The sequence below is a fragment of the Streptomyces sp. NPDC107454 genome (genome assembly GCF_055582885.1).
Map to the genome: position 1 here is coordinate 1 of NZ_JBVJPA010000033.1, position 19,110 is coordinate 19,110.

Here is a 19,110-nt window from a genome sequence, read left to right on the forward strand (position 1 = left end):
GGCAAGACCGCCCCTGACGTACCATCAGCCAACTACACTCCGGACAACATCTCTGACCAGGCCAGATAGCGAACCGCTGCTGGAGTACTAGTACTGCAACGGTGTCTACTGTGACTGCTGGCCAGGCTCGTCGTTGGTGTGGTTATGGGTGGGGACCTTGCTGATGTGCGTGTGTGGGTGAGTGAACTGGATGCGGTGCACCGGCGGTTCGTGCACCGGTTCAACCGGTCGGAGCCGCGGGAGTCGGCGCTGGCCTGTATGCGGGGGCTGATCGCTCCGTTGCAGCGCAAGAACGGCTGGACGCTGGCCGAGGAGGCGGGCCATGGCGGGCCGGACCGTATCCAGCGGATGCTGAACCGGATCGAGTGGGACGCCGACGAGGTCCTCGACGACGTGCGCCGCTACGTGGTCGACCACCTCGGTGACCGCGAAGCGGTGCTCATCGTCGACGACACCGGCTTTTTGAAGAAGGGCACCCGCTCGGCAGGAGTGCAGCGGCAGTGTTCGGGCACCGCGGGCCGCACGGAGAACTCCCGGATCGGTGTCTTCCTCGCCTATGCGACGGCTAGGGGACGCACGCTGATCGACCGGCGTTTGTATCTGCCCACGTCATGGACGGACGACCGGGAACGCTGCCGGCGGGCCGGCATCGGCGACGAGATCGCGTTCGAGACGAAGGTGGCCATGGCGAAGGCGATGGTCCGCAAGGCCGTCGCGGACCGGATCCCGTTTCGGTGGGTGACCGCGGACGCCGCCTACGGATTCAGCAAGGGCTGGCGCTTCGAACTCGAGCAGGCCGACGTCTTCCATGTCATGGCCACTACCCGGCACGACACCGTCGCAAAAAGAGGTCTTCAGGCGGCGTCACCAAATGATGCTGCGGCCGAGGGTGAGGAAAGCTTCGCGGATCTTCCAGCGGGTGCGCGGGCGGCGGAACCAGCGCAGGAGCGCGAAGACGGCAGACGGCCCTGTCGACACCCCTGGTCCCTCTGGACGCCGAGGTTCGCACCGTCCGACTGTTCGCCGCGATGCTCACCCGCACCACGGTCACGCCGCTGGTGGCGGCGTTCTTGGTTCCGCTGCGCGACGTCGCCGTCGGCCTCACGCCTCGGCGGCCGTCCGGCTAATAGCTTCCTTCGGCGTCCAGCTGGCGCAAGACTCCGCGATTGTCGACGCGCACCCACTCCTCGATGAGGCGACCCCGGTCGTCGAAGCGGAAGATGTTGATCAGGTCGAACACGACGCGTTTGCCGTTGGGCGGCAGCGGGCCGACCGGTGACTGGGTGAACTCACGGGCGAATGTGCCTTCGATCCACGTCTGGCAGGCCAGGTGGTCGCCTTCGGCCACCACGATGCCGCGCCGTATCGACCGGTCGTCGAATGCCTCGCGCACCGACGCGAAGTAGTCGTTGAGCCCGGCGAAGTCGGACTCGAAGCCGTCCGGCCCGTGGAAGCGGAACTTCTCGGTGTCGAAGTACGTCGCGGCCTCGTCCAGATCCTCGCCCGACACCTCCAGTTCGCCGGCCCGGACCAGGCGTGCCACGAGTTCGTCACGAGTGAATTGCTGTGTCATGCCACCAGCCTGTCCGCCACCAGCCATGCGGTCAAACGATGATGTGGCACCACATCCATGACAGAAGTGCATGTTAGGTTCTGGCCATGGCAGAGTTCACCCTCACTGGCTTCCGCGTCGTTCACCAGGTCGCCACCGCGGGATCGTTCACCCGGGCCGCCGAGATGCTCGGCTACACACAGTCGGGCGTCTCCCGCCAGGTCGCTGCCATGGAGGCGGCAGCCGGAGCGCCGATCTTCGACCGCACACGACGCGGCGTAGCGCTCACACCGGCAGGCCAGGTGCTTGTCCGCCGCGCGACGGAGGTTCTCGCCGACGTGGCGGCGACCGAGCTGGAGCTCGCGGGCCTGCGCGACCGGCTCGCGGGGCGCCTCACGATCGGCGCCTACCCCACCGCCGCCATGGCATTGGTCCCGCGAGCGATGGCGCAGGTGACCTCCGGCCATCCAGGTCTCGCCGTGCTCCTGGAGGAAGCCGCTACGCCCGCCCTGCTCCGGCGGCTACGGGTGGGCCGGCTGGACATGGCGGTCATCGGGGTCGGCCACGGCCTGCCGGACTACGACCTGAGCGAACTCCGGCAGACCACCGTGCTCCAAGGCGATCTTCTGGTGGTCGTCCCGGACACGCACCGGTTCGCGGGCCACGCCAGCATCACCGTGCCGGACCTGGCCCAGGAGCACTGGATCGCCGGGGACGGCGCGGCGGGTGAGCCGCAGTTCGGAGCCTGGCCGACCCTGTCGGACCCCCACATCGCCCACACCGCGCGCAGCTGGTCGACACGCCTCAGCCTGGTCGCGGCCGGACTGGGCATCACGGTCATCCCCGACCTGGCCCTACCGGCCCTGCCGACGGGCGTACGAGCCGTGGCTGTCACCGACACCTACTGGCCCGGCCGCGCGACCGTCGTCGTGACCCGGCCGCATCCTTCCGCTCAGACACAGGCGATGGTGACAGCCCTGCAGAACCAGGCCGCCTGTCTCCACAACGCCTGACTCCGGGCAGGAACCGCCTGAGAACTCCTAATGAGAAGAGGTCTTCAGGCGGCGCCAGCAGATGATGCTTCAGTCGAGGGTGAGGAAGGCTTCGTGGAGGTCGTCGCGGATCTCCCAGCGGGTGCGCAGACGGCGGAACCAGTGCAGGAGCGCGAAGGCGGCTTCGACGACCCAGCGGTGGACGCCCAGGCCGGAGCCGTGCTCGGTCCCGCAGCGGGCGATGACCGGTCGGATGCCCAGGCCGCGCAGTTCGCGGCGGTAGGAGTCGTAGTCGTAGCCGCGGTCGGCGTACCGAGCGGTGGGGCGTCGGCGGGGATGCCCGCGCTTGCCCCTGACGGGCGGCACGGCTTGGACCAGGGGTATGAGCTGGGTGACGTCGTGGCGGTTGCCGCCGGTCAGCGTGGCGGCGAGCGGGATGCCATGCGCTTCCACGATCACGTGGTGCTCGCTGCCGCTCCTGCCCCGGTCCACCGGAGACGGCCCGATCTTCGCACCGCCCTTCATTGCCCGCAGGTGCGAGCCGTCCACCGCGGCCCGCGAGAAGTCCAGCTGGCCAGCCGCCCGTAACTCAGCGAGCAGCAGTTCGCGCAGGGCCTGCCACACACCAGCCTGGTGCCAGTCCCGCAGCCCGCGCCAGCACGTGCTCCCCGAGCCGTACCCCAACTCCTGCGGCAGGAACTCCCAGGGGACCCCTGTGTAGAGCACGAACAAGATCCCGTTGAGTACCCGCCGTTCCTCCCTCCCGCAGCCCGTCCTCGACCTCCCGCGGCCTGTGCTGCCCCATGTCACACCCCGCCATCCATGCGTGCGGTGGCCGCGCTGGTCGGGTCGGCCGGTTCCGGGTCGGTGTAGCGGATACCACGTCGGCGTAAACCCGAGCGTTCATCCCTGAACGAGCCGACCAGATCGTCAATCGGCAACGCCGAGGATCAGCAGGCGGGCGGCCGCCAGCCTGCAATACCGTGCAGTACAAGGCCCGCAGCGTGGGCGAGCGCTGCTTCAGCAGGCTCAAGCAGTTCCGGGTCGTGGCCACTCGCTTCGACAAGTTGGCCGCCCGCTACCTCGTGGGCCTCCGACTCGCATCGCTCATCCTCTGGCTCCGTGAACCGTGATCGATCCATCAGACACGGCCTGGGAGGCCCTGGACGTGTGGGTCAGCCGCCCTGACCGGCGCTTCCGACCGGGCCGACCTTCACCGGGGAGCCGGAGCCGTCCGTGACGGGCAGCGTGGCGGCGCCCGGCCAGTTGAGGGTGACCGACTTCGTCTCGTCCGGCGGGGTCACCACCAGCCCGGTGACGCGAACGCCCGAGCCACCCGACTTGTTGAACGGGTAGGTGATGGGGAAGGCCGTCGACTTCCCGTTCTTGAGTATGGCCGAACCGGCCTGCTGGCCGGTGCGCTTCGCGGACAGCGATCCCGCGCTGGTCTTCAGGTCGACGCCCGCGTACCCGGAGATCGTGCAGTCCCGGCCGCTGTGGTTCGTCAGCTCGACCACGACGGTGCCGTCGGGGTCGCCGTCGATGGTGTTGTCCTGCGCCGTGATCTCCAACTCGTCGGTGCGGCACTTGCCGACCTTGGCGTTCGCGTTGGAGCCGGTCCCGGCAGCCGTACCCGTCCCGCCGGAGCTCGTTGCGCCGGAGTTCGTTGCGGAGCTCGTCCCGGCGGAGTCCTTCGCGCCGCCCTGGTCCGAGCTGCCCGAGTTCGAACCGCCGCCCGAGGACGACGCGGTGGCCCCGGACGACGGGTCGCTCTGTCCCGTGCCGGCGTCGTCGCTCTGGCAGGCCGTGAGCGAGAGACCGGCGGCGACGGCGAGGGCGGCGAAGGTGAGCTTGTGAACGCGCATCGTTTCTTCCTCAGAATCGGTTGGCGGTGTCGGCCGCTCGGTGCGGGGCGGTACGAGCGAGCGTTTCCGACCAACAGGACCGACCCTGCCCGGTGGACCGTTCCATACAGTCACCTCATAAGACATCTCTGTTACACGCGCAGCCAGGCGCAACGCGTGCCATCACCCCGCAGACCGCGCCGGGACGCGTCGTCGGCCAGCCGGGACGGCGGTTCCCGCCACCGTCGCGCACCTGTTCGCCGCCGCCGCCCGATGGGACAGACCCGTAACCCGACGGCCCACAACCGATCGCCTGCCTTCCTCATCCCGCTCCGCTCGCTCACGGAAGCAGCCGCCCGGCCGCACCGCCCGGTCCGCGAGGTCAGGTTTCCAGCACATCGAAGGCATGCATCGACTCGCCTCGGCTGCCACGATTTTCCGCGGTCTCGGGGCCGGCCCGCCCATCGAGGGTGAGGTTCTGGATCGGCTGGAACAGCACGCGGTGTACGGCCGCGACGAGCGCCGTCGCCACACGCGGGGTGACGCCGCCCGCCGCACCGGTCGCTTCGGCGTGCACCTCCGCGAGGACCTCTTCGCGCCATTCGTGCGGGCCCCACGGGCAGGCGGAGAACGTCGGGCTCTCGTTGATCTTCCGGGAGAACTCCGGGCCCGCGAATCCGGCGATCGGCCCCGGCGGCGACGGCCTCGAAGGCGCCGTGCAGCACGGGTGGGGGCGGACTCCTTCACCGCGCACCCGGCCGCGATCCCGGCCAGGCTCCCGACGAACGCCTCCCGGTGGCCCAGCACCAAGCCATCCTTGCGGGCACCGGAGTTGGCTACGGTCGCCCGATGAGTCAGTCCACCCTGGCCCAGAGCCGAACCCTCGGCGTCGAGGTCCACGCTGAGGCGCTCGCTGGCCTTTTGTTCATGAGGGCTGATCCCCACATGCCCCCGACGCGCTCTCCTCGCCGACGCCAGGGCACGCCCGGCAAGATCCGCAGGACAGGCCCTACACCTCGTTGAAGCCGCGCGACGCGTCGTAGATGTCCGTCTCGATGACGACCACGAAGAAGCGCGTCACGACGTAGTGGACCATCACGCAGTCTTCCCAGGCCGAGCGCGTCACGGTGTCGGTCGTGTAGGCAAGGTGACTGTCGTCGCCTTCAGGCTCAGCTGCGATCCTGTCGACGAGACGCAGGAACTTCTCCCGATCCGCGGCCGGCATGTAGTCACGGAACCGCGCAACCTGCTCGGTGAACTGCACACGTCTCTTCATCGCGGCAGGATTATATGGACATGGTGAAGTCCCCTGCCGGGAATATTGGCCGGAGCCCTGCTCCCTGCGGGTCGCTCAGGCAGCGGTTCCCTCGCGGGTGTCGGAGACGAGGCCAGACTGTCGACACTCCAGGACGTGGCGGCAGTCTCCGCACGTGTACTCGAAGCCGTCGTCGTGACGGGGATTCTTGAAAACGGCTCTGGCCGCAGTTTGGTGAACAAGCTGCCGTCGGTGCCGCCACCGGGGTCGGGCATCGTCAACGCCCGTGCCATGCTGCCGCATACGATCGCCAAGGGCCGCTCCGGGCGAGCCGTGTACTGACCGGTGTCGGCCCCGCGGGATGTGCGCGACTACGTGGAATGGGACCGGCAGGAGATGCTCGACTACGGCCGATCGCACGGTTTCCATGTCCCCACGCGCCTACTGTTGGTTCACCGACCCCTCCCGCGCACTCTGCCTCAGGCTCGCCGGCACCCCCACCGCAGACCGATCGCTGATCGGGATGTGCGACTCCGCCCGCTGCTCGCAGGCCACCCACTACCCCCGCCACCGGCCCGGCTGGGCCGAGCACGCCGACAAGACGAAGCTCTTCATCGGCCAACTCGCACCATACGCAAGACCGAACACACCCGGCTTCAAGCTGACTTCGGTCGAGCCCGCCGCGTCGTTGCCGGGATCGACGCCGCCAGCACCGGCATGACCGAGGAGTCCGCATGAGAATCTCCGCAGCCCGGCGCACAGGGAACGAGAACCGCATCCGCGCAGCCATGGACCGCCTCCTGCGCGGCGAGATCCCGCCCGGCGGAAAGTGCGACATCACAACCCTTGCCCGCGAAGCGGTCGTCGACCGCACCGCCTGCTACGGCACCCGCTCCTACGTTCACCTCCGCGCCGAGTTCGAACGACGCCTCAGGCCCTGCAGCAGGCCGGGGAGATCACTGACCCCCCGCGAAGTCCAGATCAACAGGCTCAAGACGGAGAACACCAAGCTCAAAGAACGGCTGGCACAGTCGGAGAAGAAGGTCACCGAGCTGACGGACTTCCGCGCCGAGGCCCTGGCCCGGCTCGCCGCACATCACGAGGAAATCGTCTACCTCCGCGTACCTCCGCGAAGTTGCTGACGTCTGGGGCCGGGTCACCCGCCTTTCCGGCTCACTCATGGCCGTCATCGGGTCGTGCAGCTGAAACGCCCCGTCGCTCTTTCCACGGCCCGAAGCAAGGGAACCGAGGAGGCGACGACGAACAGACCGAAGAGTGTGATGGGCAGCAGCCCGACCGGGCGGAGCAGCCATGCCGGATTCTCCTGCAGCCACGGCCAGTTGACGATCCAGTTCGCAAGGACATCCAGGACCATCACACCGCAGGCCAACCAGATTCCCGCCGGCCGTACGAGTCCCACCAGCACGACGACCAGCGGGTCCAAGACCGCCAGGCTGACGAAGAACACCTGCAACGGCACCGGGGCAAAGGACGCATAGACATGGATCCCACCGCCGACCAGATCCAGGAAATGGGCACCAGCCCCTTCAAGGAAGCCGATCAAGTACGCCACGAGCACACCTCGCACCCACCGCGGCCGGCCCCTCCACCGTTCCCGTAATCCACCCCTCACCAGGCCAACCTATGCGGGGAATCGCGCGTCGATCAAAGACAGGACCACCGCACCCCAAGGAGTGATCTGCCTCATGACGACGCTGCTGGAATGCCACACGGTCAGTGGCAGACGTCCCGAACGCGGCCTCCGTGGGCAGCCTGCTCAATCGCCACACGGATCCATCCGCACACAGCCTCTGCGGACACAAGCCGCACCCTGGCCTGGTTCATCGCCAGCCGCCCCGGCGGCACCATCGCCTTTCCTGCAGTACCGCCACCAGGGGATCCAGATGTTCGTGGGCTACGTGGGCACCAGCGACTCCGGCTTCCGGGACGAGGCAGAGGCTGAAGAAGCTCTCGCCCGCTGTCAGATGCTGGCGGAGATGGGCGCCGACGACGGCCGTCCGTCCCCGACCGGACCGGCTGGCGCTGAGGCCGAGGCCCGACTCGTCGAGTTCGCCCGTCACGCCGTCTTCGACGGTCAGGTCGTCACCGATGAAGCCCGCCTGCGCCGCATCGTGGCCCGCCACGACCCGCACCTGTACCCGGGGACCTTCGTCACCTGCGTCTACAACCCGACCGCGCCCTGTGTCGGGGTCCGGCCGGTCCCGCCGACCAGCCGGTCATGGCCGACTGCCAGCACCTGGCCTGCCGTAACCCGGCCCTCACGCCCACCGACCGCCAGGCCCTGGCCAGCCACGTCGCCCGGCTGGAGGAAACCCTGGCCCGACGACGACCGCCTGGCCCCGGCCTCCCCCCCCCGCAACACGCTGACCCGGGCCGTCGCGACGACCTCCCCAACGGTGCGCTGTGCTGTCCTACGCCCGGGTGGCGCGGAGGGCGACCGCGCGGAGGAGGGCGTCGCGGCACGCCAGGATGGCGGGATGCCGGCTGCGGCCGCGGCGTACGACGGTGGAGACGCGGCGTGCGCGCTGGCCGCGGGGGAGTTGCCGTAGGGCGACGGTCGGGGGGTGTCCGATCCAGACGAGGTCGGGAAGGAAGGCGGCGGCGTGATTCTGCTCGACGAGGCGGAGGTGAAGCAGGAGGTCGGTGGTCTCGAACCGTACGTCGGGTTCGAAGCCGGCGCTGCGGCACAGAGCCATGGCCCAGTGCCGCGCGGTGGTGCCTTCGGGTTCCATCACCCATGGGTGGTCGGCCAGTGAGCGCAGCGCCGTGATCGGGCTCTCCTCGCCCGATTCGTCGGCCGCTTCGGGCATGGCGAGGTGGAGTGCGTCGTCGAGCAGGTCTTCCTGTTCGAGTTCGGCGGGTCGCGGGTTGGGGTTGCCGGGGTATTCCTCGGCGAGGACGAGGTCGAAGTCGCGCGCTTGCAGTGCGGGCAGGGCCTTTTCCGGTTCCATGTGCGTGACGTGGACGCGCAGGTGCGGGTGCGCGTCGCGCAGGAGGCCGAGCGCGGTCGGAACCAGGGCCAGGGCGGCTGTCTGGAACGAGGCGATGCGCAGGGTGCCGGTCAGATCGGTCAGAGAGGCGGCGATGTCCGCCTCCGCCCGCTCCAGGCGTTCGAGGACCGCTTCGGTGTGGGCGACGAGGATCTCAGCCTGCTCGGTGAGCCGCACCCGCCGTCCGACGGGTTCCAGCAACGGGACGCCGACTTCGGCTTCCAACTGCGACAGCTGCTGGGAGACGGAGGAGGGGGCGTAGGACAGGGCGGCGGCGACGGCTGCGAGGGTGCCGCGGTGCTTGAGTTCGCGCAGGAGGCGCAGTCGGTGCAGGTCGAACATCGATGGATCGCTCTCTTCTCGCCCCGCGAAGCCCATGGCTAAATAGTCGGTTTCTTCGATGGGTATAGGTCGAAAACTTTCGCTGGACCGATCGTAGAGGGGGCCGCACCCTGTTCGTGTGTCTGAGAATGCTTCCTCCCTTCATGTCCTGCCGTGGTCTGTGCGGCCCGGCGCCCGTACCTGGCGGTGTGATCCCGCACCCGCCGAGGTGCGGGTCTTTCACGCTGCGCTGCCCGACTACTCACCCACGCGATTGACCGAGCTCCCGTCACTTGCAGCGGAGTTGGGTGTGGGCCGGGTCTTCGTCAAGGACGAGTCGTGTCGTCTGGACCTGCCCGCGTTCAAGGCTCTGGGCGTTTCCTGGGCGGTCCACCGCACCCTCGTCGAGCGGGCCGCGAACGGCGTGGCACAGGGGCCGGTCACCCTGGTCACCGCCACCGACGGCAACCACGGCCGCGCGTTGGCCCGCATGGCACGCCGCCTTGGGCAGAACGCTCACGTCTTCGTTCCGCAGGGTGTGCATCCGCAGGCCGTGGCGGCCATAGTCGCGGAACAGGCGAAGGTCACTGAGGTCCCAGGGCCGTACGACCAGGCCGTGCGCCTGGCGGCCGAGGAGGCGGCCGCTCCGGACGCGGTCCTGATCCAGGACACCGCCTGGCCGGGCTATGAACGCATCCCTGGATGGATCGTCGAGGGTTACTCCACCCTCTGCGCAGAGATCGACGAGCAGCTGGCGGCCGCAGGGGTCGCCGAGGGGCCCGACCTCGTCTCCGTACCGGTGGGCGTGGGCTCGTTGGCCCAGGCCGTAGTCACTCACTACCGCAGCCTCCCGTCCGAGCGTGCCGCGGCGCTGTTGTCGGTGGAGCCGGAGGCCGCGGCCTGCGTCCTGGAAAGCCTCGCCCGCGGCGAACCCGTCAGCGTCACCACAGGCGACACCATCATGGCCGGCCTGAGCTGCGGCACCCCGTCCAGTATTGCGTGGCCCTATCTGCGAGCCGGTCTGGACGCCGCTGTTGCTGTCGCCGATTCCGACAGCGCCCGCGCGGCCGGTGACCTCGCCGTTCTCGGTGTCTCCTCGGGTCCTTGCGGGGCGGCGGCGCTCGCCGGTCTGCGCGTGGCGTTCACCGGCGTGGGCGCCGAGGAACGCCGTACGGCATTGGGGCTCGGGCCGTCCTCGGTGGTCGTGCTGCTGAGCACCGAAGGCGCCGCTGCCAACCCCCACTTCACCACCGTTCACTGAACACGCGACACCTGAAAGACCCCTGCGTTGAACCACCCTCTCTTCATCACGCTGCCGCCGACCGTTTCGACCGCTTCGATCGCTCCGACTGGTCCGACTGGTCCGATCGGTTCGAGCGGGCGGAGGCGGGCCGTATGCTGACCCACTTCGTCGCCGCGATCGGTGTCCTCGGCCTGCTGACCATCGTGCCCGGCCCGGACATGGCGGTGGTGACCCGGCGAGCCCTTGTGGCCGGTTCGCGGGACGCGCTGCGGACCGTGGGCGGGATCGCGACCGGGCTACTGGTCTGGGGCGCGCTGTCCGTGGCCGGACTCGCCGCTGTCCTCGCCGCCGCGCCCACGGCCTACCTGACGGTCAGGCTCCTCGGCGCCGGCTACCTGGTGGTCCTGGGTGCGCAGACACTGTGGCAGAACCGCCACGCCGAACCCGCCCCCCGAGCGGATATCAGCCGTGCCGCCTTAGGCAGCCCGTGGCGGACCGGCCTGGTCAGCAACGTCCTCAACCCGAAGATCGCAGTCTTCTACACCGGGCTGCTTCCCACACTGGCCCCGCCCCAACTGCCCGCCACCTGGGCCATGACGCTCCTCGTCCTCCTCCACACCACCCTTACCCTCGCCTGGCTGGGCAGCTATGTGCTCCTCCTGTCCAAGGCCGGTCCGGTCCTGCGAAAGCCGCGGATGCGCCATGTGCTCGGGCAGACCACGGGCGTCATGCTGATCGGCTTCGGCTTCGCAGTCGCGGCCGTCTCCGGCTGACCCGACAAGGCCCCCGCCCCTGCCATCGCCGTCCGCCCTCGAATCCAACGACTGCTGGGAGAGCAGGTCATGACGAGCCCCACACCCGAAAAGATCACCGTCAACGGCGACCGCCTGTGGCAGTCACTGATGGACCTCGCCGAGATCGGCGCGTACGACGACGAGCGCAGCGGCCTGCGCGGCGTCGACCGTCTGGCACTGACCGACGCCGACGCGGCCGGGCGCCGCCAGGTCATCACGTGGATGGAACAGGCGGGCCTGACCGTCCGCATCGACCGGATGGGCAACATCTACGGCCGCCGCGAGGGCACCGACCGCACCGCGAACCCGGTCCTGACCGGCTCGCACGTCGACGGCGTCGCCACCGCCCGCGCCTTCGACGGCTGCCTCGGCGTGCTCGGCGGCATCGAAGTCATCCGCACCCTCGACGAACGCGGCATCACCACCCGCCGCCCCATCGAGGTCGGCGTCTTCACCGAGGAAGAAGGCGTCCGCTTCGGCGCCGACATGCTCGGCAGCGCCGTGGCCGCCGGACGCCTCACCCTGGACTACGCCCACGCCCTGACGGACCGCGACGGCCTCACCCTCGGCGGCGAACTCGCCCGCACCAGCTTCAACGGCCCCTCCGACGTACACCTCGGCCCGCCCCACGCCTACGTCGAGTGCCACATCGCACAGGGTCCCGTCCTGGCCGAGCACAACGTCGAGATCGGCGTCGTCACCGGCGTGCAGGGCATCTCCTGGCAGGAGATCACCATCCACGGCCGCGCCGCCCACGCCGGCACCACTCCCACCCACCTACGTGCCGACGCCGGCCTCGCTGCCGCGCAGATCGTCGTCCACCTGTGGGCCATGGTCGACTCCGGCGAGTACGAGGGCCTGCGCGCCACCGTCGGCCACCTGATCGTCCACCCGGACCTGACGGACATCGTCCCCGCCCGCGCCGAGCTGACCGTCGACCTGCGCAACCCCGACGATGCCCAGATGGCCCGCGTCGAGCACGCCCTCGCCGCGTTCCTTGACGACCTGGAGGACAGCCGGCCGGGCCTGTCGCTGACCACCCTGGCACGCGCCGACGCCGCCGACGAGAGCCTGCCGGCCTGGTCGCGGGCTGCCCGAGCGCAACCCGCGTTTCCCGGGCCCCGGTCGGACAGGCGGATCAGCGCAGTCCGGCGAAGAGATCGTTCTCGGGTAGGGCCGCGCCGGTGGCGTCCTGGACACGTACGAAGGTCTCCACGCCCATCAACTCGCTGAACCTCTCCTTGCCCATTTTGAGGAAGAAGATGTTCTCGCCCTGACTGGCGTGCGCGGCCAGCGCGTCGAACTTCTGACCGCTGAACGCGGTGGTGTCCACCCACGTGGTGATCTCATCGTCGGGGAGGCCGATCTCTGCCATCGCGGCGGCCTCGGCAGGATCCGGCTCCGGCATGTCCGGATGGAACTCGCGCATGATCTCACCGAACCGCTGCATCCCCGAGCGGGGCATCGTCGTCCAGTACACCTTCGGTGTCAGCGCGGTCATCTTCAGCGCCGCCATCGTGATGCGGTGGGCCTGGATGTGGTCGGGGTGGCCGTAGAAGCCGTTCTCGTCGTAGGTGACGACCACATCGGGCCGGTAGTGCCGCATGAGTTCCGCGAGCCGGGCTGCGCCCTTCTCCACGGGGGTCTGCCAGAAGGATCCGGGGGCGTCGTTGCTCGGCCAGCCCGTCATCCCGGAGTCGGCATAGTCCAGCATCTCGAGATCGCTGACCTTCAGGACGTCACAGCTCGCTTCGAGTTCTTGACGGCGCATCAAGGCGACGGCCGCGGGATCGTGCCCGGGATCGCCCGGCTTGACACCTCCTGGTCCATCACCGCAACCGCCGTCGGTACACGTCACGAGAACCGTACGGATGCCCTCCGCCGCGTACCGCGCGAGGACCCCTCCGGTTCCGGTGGCCTCGTCGTCGGGGTGTGCGTGCACTGCCATGAGCGTCAAGGGCCGGTTAGTCACGAAACAGTCCTCCTGCAGAAATACGTCTCGGTCCGAGTGCGCGGCGGGCGTACCGCGATCCCGAGGGCCCGGTTCCTGTCGGGGCGACGACCTTGTGGTCTCCGTGTTCCCCGACCGTGCGGCGCCGGTCCCTCGGTCGATGCAACAGTGCCGACCGGACCAACTGTTCCCGACGCGTACGGAACACCTCGACACCTTGGGTCGCAGGGCGGTCGGGGGCGCCGGAATCAGAAGGTGATCGCCAGGCCCATGACGGGATGCCGTACGTGGCGGCCGACGGGTGAGCGCGGAGTACCAGTCGCCGAGCCGGGCTTCACGTACTTCTGGCGGAGCAGGGCGCCCGCCTTCTCGAACGAGGTACAGGCGCGACCTGTATGCCTCTGCGCCATGTCGGATCCGGCTTCCACCAGGTCCACGCCAGTGACGGCGCTTCTCTGGGGCTGGGAGTGTGGCGCGAGGCGTGAGGGAAAGAGCCGGTGCCGCTCAGCGCCAGTGTGAGCGACCGTTTCGTGTGCAACAGGTGTGGCGCCACGGCTGGAGCGGGGGATCCGCTGACCGGTACCGCAGTACCGGTCGCCGTCGCGCCGGTCGGCGAGAACCAGAAGACCGTCGAGCGGGCCTTCCATGCCGTCCACGTGGGCGAGATCCCGCTGCACTGAGCCGCCTCGCACCACGCCTGCGCGGAGTCACGGGCGTACGCTCACGCGTAGCGGGCACGCGCCCGTGACTCCTTCCGTTCGGACCGTCACTCATCTCCGAGACAGTCGCTCACGGTGGGCGGCAGCGCCCGCTGTCAGGGCATCACCGTTCCCTCGGCGATGTGCGGCATCCCCTCGCCCGACGCGTTCCAGCTGCACATGTACACCTGGTAATGGTGGCCGGGGGTCAGGCCGGTGATGCGGCGCAGTGGGTTCACCGTCGGGGCGTAGCCGTAGACCTTGGCGAAGACGAACGGTGTGTCCGTGTCGTAGACGTAGACGGCGTAGCGGGTGAGGGAGTCGTCGTACACCGGGGTCCAGCTGACGTCGATTTCGCCCGGCCCCGCGACGGCGGCGGTCACCTTGTCCGGCGGCTTGGGTGTGGTCGGGTGGGCGATGCCCGAAACCGGTTCCGACCAGGGCGACTTCAGGCCGTCGGCGTCGCCCGCGACCTCCCGTACCCGGACCTGGTACTGATGGCCGTCGACCGGCTGGAAGCTGAACTGCCAGGGCAGGTCCCACCGGTTGAACCCGGCCGACGGGACGGCCGTCTCCCAGGGCTTCTCGGAGCGGGAAACCACTTCGCGCCACTGCACGTCGTAGCTGTGCGCGCCGACGATCTTGTCCCAGGTGACGGTGACGCCCTGCTTGGTGCCGTCGAAGACCAGGCCGGTGGGTGTGGTCACCTGCCGGTCGGGGACGTTCGCCGGTGCCTCGGGCTCCGAGGTGCCGATGCCGAACCCGTCGTGCAGGGCGATGCCGAAGGCGGAGGCGATGCGGTACTCGCCGAGCGGGTTGGGGTGCAGGCCGTCGTAGGCCGTGGCGCAGGTCTTGGAGGACGGATCGCAGCCCATCGCCTTGTCGATGTCGGCGATCACCACCGGTGAGGCGGGGGTGGACCAGTCGGGTGCCGCGGCCGCGAGAGCGGTGTCGTAGTCCCTTGTGCGATGGGGGAGTTGTGGGTTGGCGTCGCCGAGTGTGGTGCGCTGCGGGACATTGGCGAGCACGATCTTCACATTCGGGTTGGCATTGCGGGCGTTGTCCACGAACTTCTTCATGGTGGCGACCAGCCCGGCGCCGGCACCCTGCCAGCCGATGTCGTTGAAGCCGAGTTCGACCAGGAGCACGTCGGGCAGATGTCCCTGGGCGCCCTGCGCGGCCATGACCAGCTCGATGGTGCCCACGTCCGCTCCCAGGGTGCGGCCCCACATGGCGTAGTGGCCTGAATCGCCCTGCACGAAGGCCGGGTCGTCGGTCTGGGCGTAGGCGCCGGTGAACTGCGCGGGGTCGGGCTGTGCCGGTGGCGGGTCCTGGGCGTTCTCCACCAGCGGTGGCGCCTGGGGTCCGTGCGCGTCCTGCTGTTTCTCGGTCCCGGTCAGCGGTCCGACGAAGTGAGCCTGCCAGTTCTGGTCCCGGGACCACTCCCACAGCCGGTAGCGCCAGGTGTTGTCGCCTTCGTACCCGTTGCTGATCGAGTCGCCGACGACCATCACATTGCACGTCTTGCCGTCCGCCGAGCCGCACTGCTCGGTGGAGGTGGACACGTCCGTGGTCCTGAGCCCGGTCTCGAAGTTGCAGACGTCGTTGTACCGTTCGGGCCGCGACGGGGAGTAGCCGCCCGAGTAGTTGTAGATCTGGATGAGGTACGGCCGTTTGTCACTGGCGTGCAGGAACCAGGCGATGAGCCTGTCGGAATGGTTCACGTGGTAGCTGGGATTCGACGGACCGCTGTCATCGGGTTCGATCGAATACTGGTATCCGTAGGCGTCGGGATCGATCCTGGAGTCACGCTTGCCGAACCAGGGCTCACCGCCGATGTACCACCAGCCGTACAGAGAGCTCCAGCTGTCGTGCATCGGCTCGTTGAAGTGCGCCCATTTGAAGCCCTCTTCGATGTCCTGCTCGTCGAACGCGACGCAGCCCAGCGCGGCCTTGTTGTGCAGGTGCACCTGGCTCTTGCAGGTGCTGCCCCACCACCACGCGTTCCAGATCAGCGTCTCGTGGGCGAGGTCGCCGGCGTTGATCTGCCAGATGCACTTGACCTTGCCACTGTTTTCCAGCTCGGGCAGCTCCCGGGTCTCCCAGGTGTTGCCGTCCCGTACGCACTTGCCCTTGATCACCCACGCCTGGTCGGAGGTCTGCCGGGCGAATTCGGCCGAGGCGAACCGCCAGATCTCCTTGGCGTTGTTGTCCGGGGTGTCGAACGGCGGCATCTTGAGGCCCGCGTCCGCGAGACGCATCTCCAGCGTCTCCTGCCCGCGCTCGCGCGCGAACTTCTCGGCGAGCGGTTTGACCCCGTCCTTCTCACTCTCGCAGGAGCCTTCCCGCCCGGTTCAGAACAGGTTGCTGCCTGGGGCGCTCTTCAGCGCGGCCCGCACCTGGTCCTGCGTGGGGATGTCGGCGGCGCTCGCGTGCGGGGCCAGGGCGATCTGTCCGAGGCTGAGCAGGGTGCCGACCATCAGGAGCGTCAGCCATCGGCGCCAGCCCTGCCGTGGGCGAGTGTCGCGTCGCCCGAGACGCGCTGTCAGCACCCCGTGCACCCCGCTCCCGGCTCACTGGGCCCGCATGGACGCGGAGCGGGCGTGTTGGGGGTCACTGGTCTCTTCAAGGGGGCTCCTGGGGGGTGGCCGTGAGGCAACGGAGAAACGGTGGTGAATATGGTTTGTGATGTCCCTGTCAAGAGTGGACACCCCGGATGACAGAGAGGTTTTGACGGCGTGACACGGCGACCAACTCCCTCTGCTCCAGGCGAAGTTGACGTACCGAGGGGCATCGACGAACAGGTAACGGATGGGACTGGCCCAGCAGCATCTGCACCTCGTCCCACGACCCGCCCGCGTCCGCGACGTAGCTGCCGAGCGCGCGCCGGGCCATGTGCGGAGGCACCTTCCGTGACAGCTTCGCCCGCCGACCCAGCCGCTCGAACAGCTCACCCCTCGCCTCCGGCTGGATCGCCCCCTACCTGCTCACGGGACAGGCTCACCAGCAGGAAGTCACGGCCGCCCGCTCCGAGGATCGCGTACCGCTCATCCAGGTACTGGTCGAAACCCTGGACCACGAGGAAGTCCAGGGGCTGGATCCACTCCTTCTCCGACTTCGACCAGGCCCGGTCGGCATCCGCATGCGGCTCCTGCAGCCGATGCCGTGCCCGCAGCCGGTAATACAGGTCTGTGTCCTCGTCCTTGGCCTCCTCCGGAAGGTCCTGGCCGCCCGCGAGCTCATAGATCAGCCCCAGCACCGACCGGGGCGGCGCATCCGCCGACACCGCGTACGACATCAGTCGCGGCACAGCCGCGAGCACACCATTGACCCTTCGCTCGTGCCGCACCGCCCGCATCCCCGGGCCACCCATCACCGGTCCGGGCTCGCCATCCACGTGTGACGGGGTGTAGCGCAGCAATGCCACGAACAGCCCCATGTCCCGGGCCGCCTCCGGCCACTCCCGGCCCGGTCGCCTGGTACCAGCGGAAACAGAACGCTGCCGCGCCAGCGTACGACCGCGTCGTCAACTCGCCCGGCTCCGGCCGAAGCGAACAAGTTGCAGCCACTGATCTGCGACAGGAACCACCCGGAACTCATCGTCGAGGACGGTCCATCCGGCACCAGAGGTCGTCTGCGAGCGGGAGGATGTCGAAGCCCCGAAGTCGCAGATCGCGCGCGGCCGGGAGCGGCCGGACGGCCGCACGGTGGTGCTCCTCGACGAAGATCTGTGCCGTGCTGCCCCTACCGACGCAGAAGACGGTCGAGGGCCTTGGCTACGTCGACGAGCGCGACGTCGACCCGGCCTTGTACGCGCGGCCCTACTGGGTCGGCGTGGCCGGCGAGCAGGGGCAGCGTCCGGAGGTGTCCCCGGGCCAAGTGCCCGGTGTGCGAAGGCGTCTACGCCGGTGTGCCGACGAGCACGCTCGGCCTGGTGTCCGTCCACGACCACAAGCGCACACCGCGGGCCCTGGTGCTTCGGCATGGGCAGCATGGCCAGGGTTCCCACCGTCGACGCCATCGTGTACCGGGGAGAGCTGACTGCGGCCGCCAACGAAAGGTCAGTGGCTGAGGAGTTCACCCCTTTCTGAAGGTGCTGGGTCCATCCCAGACGCTGGCCGGCTTGGTGTCCTTGGCATACTCGCGCAGCGTTCGGTGGCAGGAGGCTGAAGTGGGGCTGGTGGACTCGTTCACGGCGGTCGTGCGAGTGGAACGGCACTTGTTCGCCTTGGGCGACACCGATCCGGAGAGGGAGGAGCCGTTCTCGCGGATCCCGGACAACTCGGCGTTCCTGGCCCACGAAGGGTCCGTAGTGGTTGCATCCGATCTGGAAGACCAAAGGGCCAGAGTGAGGGTGGAGCTCTGGGACTCGCCGTCTGATAGCCGTATGGAGAGGCCTTCGCAAGCATGGGGGAGCCGAGCTCCGTCTCCTTTGAGTCGGAGCGGATCCAGCTTGTCTGCCTGATGCAGGAGCCGCAGGCAGATGAGTATGAACTCTCCGGTGCCGGGCCCCTACTGGGCGCGTGTGTGGGTGGGCCCTCAAGAGGAAGACCCCCAGGAAGAGCTCGATGCCTACCGTCTCTTCGAGCGCTTCGTGATCCAGCTGTGGACGTGAGACCGGCGGCAGGGCGGCTCACACGCACCCGCCCCGCCGCCGGCGGCTACTTCACGTTCAGGTAAGAGGCGTCACCGTCCAGTATCCGGTCGTCGCGGAGCCAGAACGCCCTCTGTACGGCGGTCGGTTCGACCTGGGATGGAAACCTGCTCGAGAACCCGCTCGAGCTGGGGGCCGTCACCGTAGTGTCCGGGTGTCAGGACGAAGGCGAGAGGTCGGCAGCGCCCCTTCGGCGGCGAGATGGTTCTTGGTGGTGAAGCCTCCGCGGGACCGTCCAGACGCCTGCCACTCTGACCGCCTTCTCCAGCTGGACGTTCAGTTTCCCCAGCACTGGATCGGCCTGGTTCGACCCCCGCCCAGCCCCCTTTTTCAACAACCGCGGCCAGGGGCGCTCTCCTCGCGCCGGCTGCATGCTGGTGAGCCCGCACCGCTCTCGAGTCCACCGGCACGTCCCAGTCGATGCCGCCCACAGCGTCCTCGGCAGCCTGGATGCGCGACAGCAGCATCGCCCAGGTTCCCTCAGCTGACCAGCGGCGATGACGTTCATGGACCGTCTCCCACGGCCCGAACGCTCCGGTAGATCCCGCTATTGCACACCCGTGCGCACCCAGTACAGCACCCCGTTGATCACCCGACGGTGATCACCCGACGGTGATCACCCGACGGTGATCACTCCACCACCCCACACGCATCACTACGAGGCAAGAACGACATCAGCCGTTCCCACTCCGCATTCGCCAGGTCCCCACACCCCGTACAACCGGCCTTACCCCCACACCCCACCCACGTCGGGAGATGCGAGAAACGCGCCTGTCTGCCGTTGGCGGACTGGCC

General features: G+C 68.7%; 21 protein-coding genes and 3 pseudogenes. 10 read left to right on the top strand and 14 right to left on the bottom strand.

From position 1 onward, the window contains the following. The first annotated feature begins 144 nt into the window (after nt 1-144). Entirely contained in the window at nt 145-1,194 is a 1,050-nt protein-coding gene (locus tag ACZ69M_RS48375) for an IS701 family transposase (RefSeq protein WP_470060092.1), read from the top strand. Here ACZ69M_RS48375 and ACZ69M_RS48380 read toward each other — a convergent pair. Next, nucleotides 1,124-1,573: an ester cyclase gene (locus ACZ69M_RS48380; RefSeq protein WP_382125134.1), complete on the bottom strand. Its 450-nt coding sequence runs from the start codon at nt 1,571-1,573 to the stop codon at nt 1,124-1,126. The two genes, ACZ69M_RS48375 and ACZ69M_RS48380, sit on opposite strands and share 71 nt — an antisense overlap. A gap of 86 nt (nt 1,574-1,659) precedes the next feature. Between ACZ69M_RS48380 and ACZ69M_RS48385 the strand changes: the two genes are divergently transcribed. After that, nucleotides 1,660-2,565, top strand: a complete 906-nt coding sequence (locus tag ACZ69M_RS48385; RefSeq protein WP_470060093.1) for a LysR family transcriptional regulator — start codon at nt 1,660-1,662, stop codon at nt 2,563-2,565. Nucleotides 2,566-2,634: 69 nt separating this feature from the next. On the opposite strand, the pseudogene ACZ69M_RS48390 reads toward ACZ69M_RS48385, so the two are convergent. Further along, nucleotides 2,635-3,327: pseudogene (locus ACZ69M_RS48390) on the bottom strand (IS5 family transposase); the annotation flags it as partial. A gap of 113 nt (nt 3,328-3,440) precedes the next feature. Here ACZ69M_RS48390 and ACZ69M_RS48395 point away from each other — a divergent pair. Continuing rightward, a pseudogene (locus ACZ69M_RS48395) lies at nt 3,441-3,677 on the top strand (IS5/IS1182 family transposase); the annotation flags it as partial. Between the two features lie 42 nt (nt 3,678-3,719). On the opposite strand, the gene ACZ69M_RS48400 reads toward ACZ69M_RS48395, so the two are convergent. The 3 genes from ACZ69M_RS48400 to ACZ69M_RS48410 all read right to left on the bottom strand — a co-directional run bounded on the left by ACZ69M_RS48400 (nt 3,720) and on the right by ACZ69M_RS48410 (nt 5,652). After that, a complete protein-coding gene (locus tag ACZ69M_RS48400; RefSeq protein WP_470060094.1) occupies nt 3,720-4,409 on the bottom strand; it encodes a DUF4232 domain-containing protein in 690 nt (229 codons plus the stop codon). 361 nt (nt 4,410-4,770) lie between these two features. Beyond that, on the bottom strand, nt 4,771-4,965 hold the full coding sequence (locus ACZ69M_RS48405; RefSeq protein WP_470060095.1) for a hypothetical protein: 195 nt from the start codon (nt 4,963-4,965) through the stop codon (nt 4,771-4,773). 432 nt (nt 4,966-5,397) lie between these two features. Continuing rightward, nucleotides 5,398-5,652, bottom strand: coding sequence for a hypothetical protein (locus ACZ69M_RS48410; RefSeq protein WP_470060096.1), 255 nt, complete (start codon nt 5,650-5,652; stop codon nt 5,398-5,400). 147 nt (nt 5,653-5,799) lie between these two features. On the opposite strand from ACZ69M_RS48410, the gene ACZ69M_RS48415 reads away from it, so the two are divergent. Further along, entirely contained in the window at nt 5,800-5,985 is a 186-nt protein-coding gene (locus ACZ69M_RS48415) for a hypothetical protein (RefSeq protein WP_470060097.1), read from the top strand. 392 nt (nt 5,986-6,377) lie between these two features. Beyond that, nucleotides 6,378-6,785: a hypothetical protein gene (locus tag ACZ69M_RS48420; RefSeq protein WP_470060098.1), complete on the top strand. Its 408-nt coding sequence runs from the start codon at nt 6,378-6,380 to the stop codon at nt 6,783-6,785. Nucleotides 6,786-6,829: 44 nt separating this feature from the next. Here the strand turns inward: ACZ69M_RS48420 and ACZ69M_RS48425 are convergent, their stop codons facing one another. From ACZ69M_RS48425 to ACZ69M_RS48435, 3 genes are all read right to left on the bottom strand, one after another. Beyond that, entirely contained in the window at nt 6,830-7,216 is a 387-nt protein-coding gene (locus tag ACZ69M_RS48425; RefSeq protein WP_470060099.1) for a hypothetical protein, read from the bottom strand. A 268-nt stretch (nt 7,217-7,484) separates the two neighbouring features. Further along, on the bottom strand, nt 7,485-7,787 hold the full coding sequence (locus ACZ69M_RS48430; protein ID WP_470060100.1) for a hypothetical protein: 303 nt from the start codon (nt 7,785-7,787) through the stop codon (nt 7,485-7,487). 288 nt (nt 7,788-8,075) lie between these two features. Then, complete coding sequence (locus tag ACZ69M_RS48435) at nt 8,076-8,996, bottom strand: LysR substrate-binding domain-containing protein (RefSeq protein ID WP_470060101.1); 921 nt, start codon at nt 8,994-8,996, stop codon at nt 8,076-8,078. Nucleotides 8,997-9,114: 118 nt separating this feature from the next. Here ACZ69M_RS48435 and ACZ69M_RS48440 point away from each other — a divergent pair, with 118 nt between their 5' ends. From ACZ69M_RS48440 to ACZ69M_RS48450, 3 genes are all read left to right on the top strand, one after another. Further along, a complete protein-coding gene (locus tag ACZ69M_RS48440) occupies nt 9,115-10,236 on the top strand; it encodes a diaminopropionate ammonia-lyase (protein WP_470060102.1) in 1,122 nt (373 codons plus the stop codon). A gap of 134 nt (nt 10,237-10,370) precedes the next feature. Beyond that, nucleotides 10,371-10,991 (top strand): LysE family translocator, encoded by a 621-nt coding sequence (locus tag ACZ69M_RS48445; protein WP_470060103.1) that lies wholly within the window; start codon nt 10,371-10,373, stop codon nt 10,989-10,991. A gap of 69 nt (nt 10,992-11,060) precedes the next feature. Beyond that, complete coding sequence (locus ACZ69M_RS48450; RefSeq protein WP_470060104.1) at nt 11,061-12,245, top strand: hydantoinase/carbamoylase family amidase; 1,185 nt, start codon at nt 11,061-11,063, stop codon at nt 12,243-12,245. Here the strand turns inward: ACZ69M_RS48450 and ACZ69M_RS48455 are convergent. Together ACZ69M_RS48455 and ACZ69M_RS48460 are read right to left on the bottom strand one after the other, a co-directional pair. Continuing rightward, entirely contained in the window at nt 12,151-12,984 is an 834-nt protein-coding gene (locus ACZ69M_RS48455; protein ID WP_470060105.1) for a PIG-L family deacetylase, read from the bottom strand. The two genes, ACZ69M_RS48450 and ACZ69M_RS48455, sit on opposite strands and share 95 nt — an antisense overlap. 227 nt (nt 12,985-13,211) lie before the next feature. Continuing rightward, nucleotides 13,212-13,373, bottom strand: a complete 162-nt coding sequence (locus tag ACZ69M_RS48460) for a hypothetical protein (RefSeq protein ID WP_470060106.1) — start codon at nt 13,371-13,373, stop codon at nt 13,212-13,214. Between the two features lie 87 nt (nt 13,374-13,460). Between ACZ69M_RS48460 and ACZ69M_RS48465 the strand changes: the two genes are divergently transcribed. Next, nucleotides 13,461-13,643 carry a hypothetical protein gene (locus ACZ69M_RS48465; RefSeq protein WP_470060107.1) on the top strand — a complete coding sequence of 61 codons (183 nt, stop codon included), beginning with the start codon at nt 13,461-13,463 and terminating at the stop codon, nt 13,641-13,643. A gap of 134 nt (nt 13,644-13,777) precedes the next feature. Here the strand turns inward: ACZ69M_RS48465 and ACZ69M_RS48470 are convergent, their stop codons facing one another. The 3 genes from ACZ69M_RS48470 to ACZ69M_RS48480 form a co-directional block, all read right to left on the bottom strand. Next, on the bottom strand, nt 13,778-15,922 hold the full coding sequence (locus ACZ69M_RS48470; protein WP_470060108.1) for a GDSL-type esterase/lipase family protein: 2,145 nt from the start codon (nt 15,920-15,922) through the stop codon (nt 13,778-13,780). Between the two features lie 93 nt (nt 15,923-16,015). Next, a complete protein-coding gene (locus ACZ69M_RS48475; RefSeq protein WP_470060109.1) occupies nt 16,016-16,213 on the bottom strand; it encodes a hypothetical protein in 198 nt (65 codons plus the stop codon). Nucleotides 16,214-16,611: 398 nt separating this feature from the next. Next, nucleotides 16,612-17,100 (bottom strand): hypothetical protein, encoded by a 489-nt coding sequence (locus ACZ69M_RS48480; protein WP_470060110.1) that lies wholly within the window; start codon nt 17,098-17,100, stop codon nt 16,612-16,614. 1,044 nt (nt 17,101-18,144) lie between these two features. On the opposite strand from ACZ69M_RS48480, the gene ACZ69M_RS48485 reads away from it, so the two are divergent. Beyond that, nucleotides 18,145-18,276, top strand: coding sequence for a hypothetical protein (locus ACZ69M_RS48485; protein WP_470060111.1), 132 nt, complete (start codon nt 18,145-18,147; stop codon nt 18,274-18,276). A gap of 143 nt (nt 18,277-18,419) precedes the next feature. Here the strand turns inward: ACZ69M_RS48485 and ACZ69M_RS48490 are convergent. Continuing rightward, nucleotides 18,420-18,907 (bottom strand): annotated as a pseudogene (locus ACZ69M_RS48490) (IS5 family transposase); the annotation flags it as partial. Between the last annotated feature and the right edge of the window lie 203 nt (nt 18,908-19,110).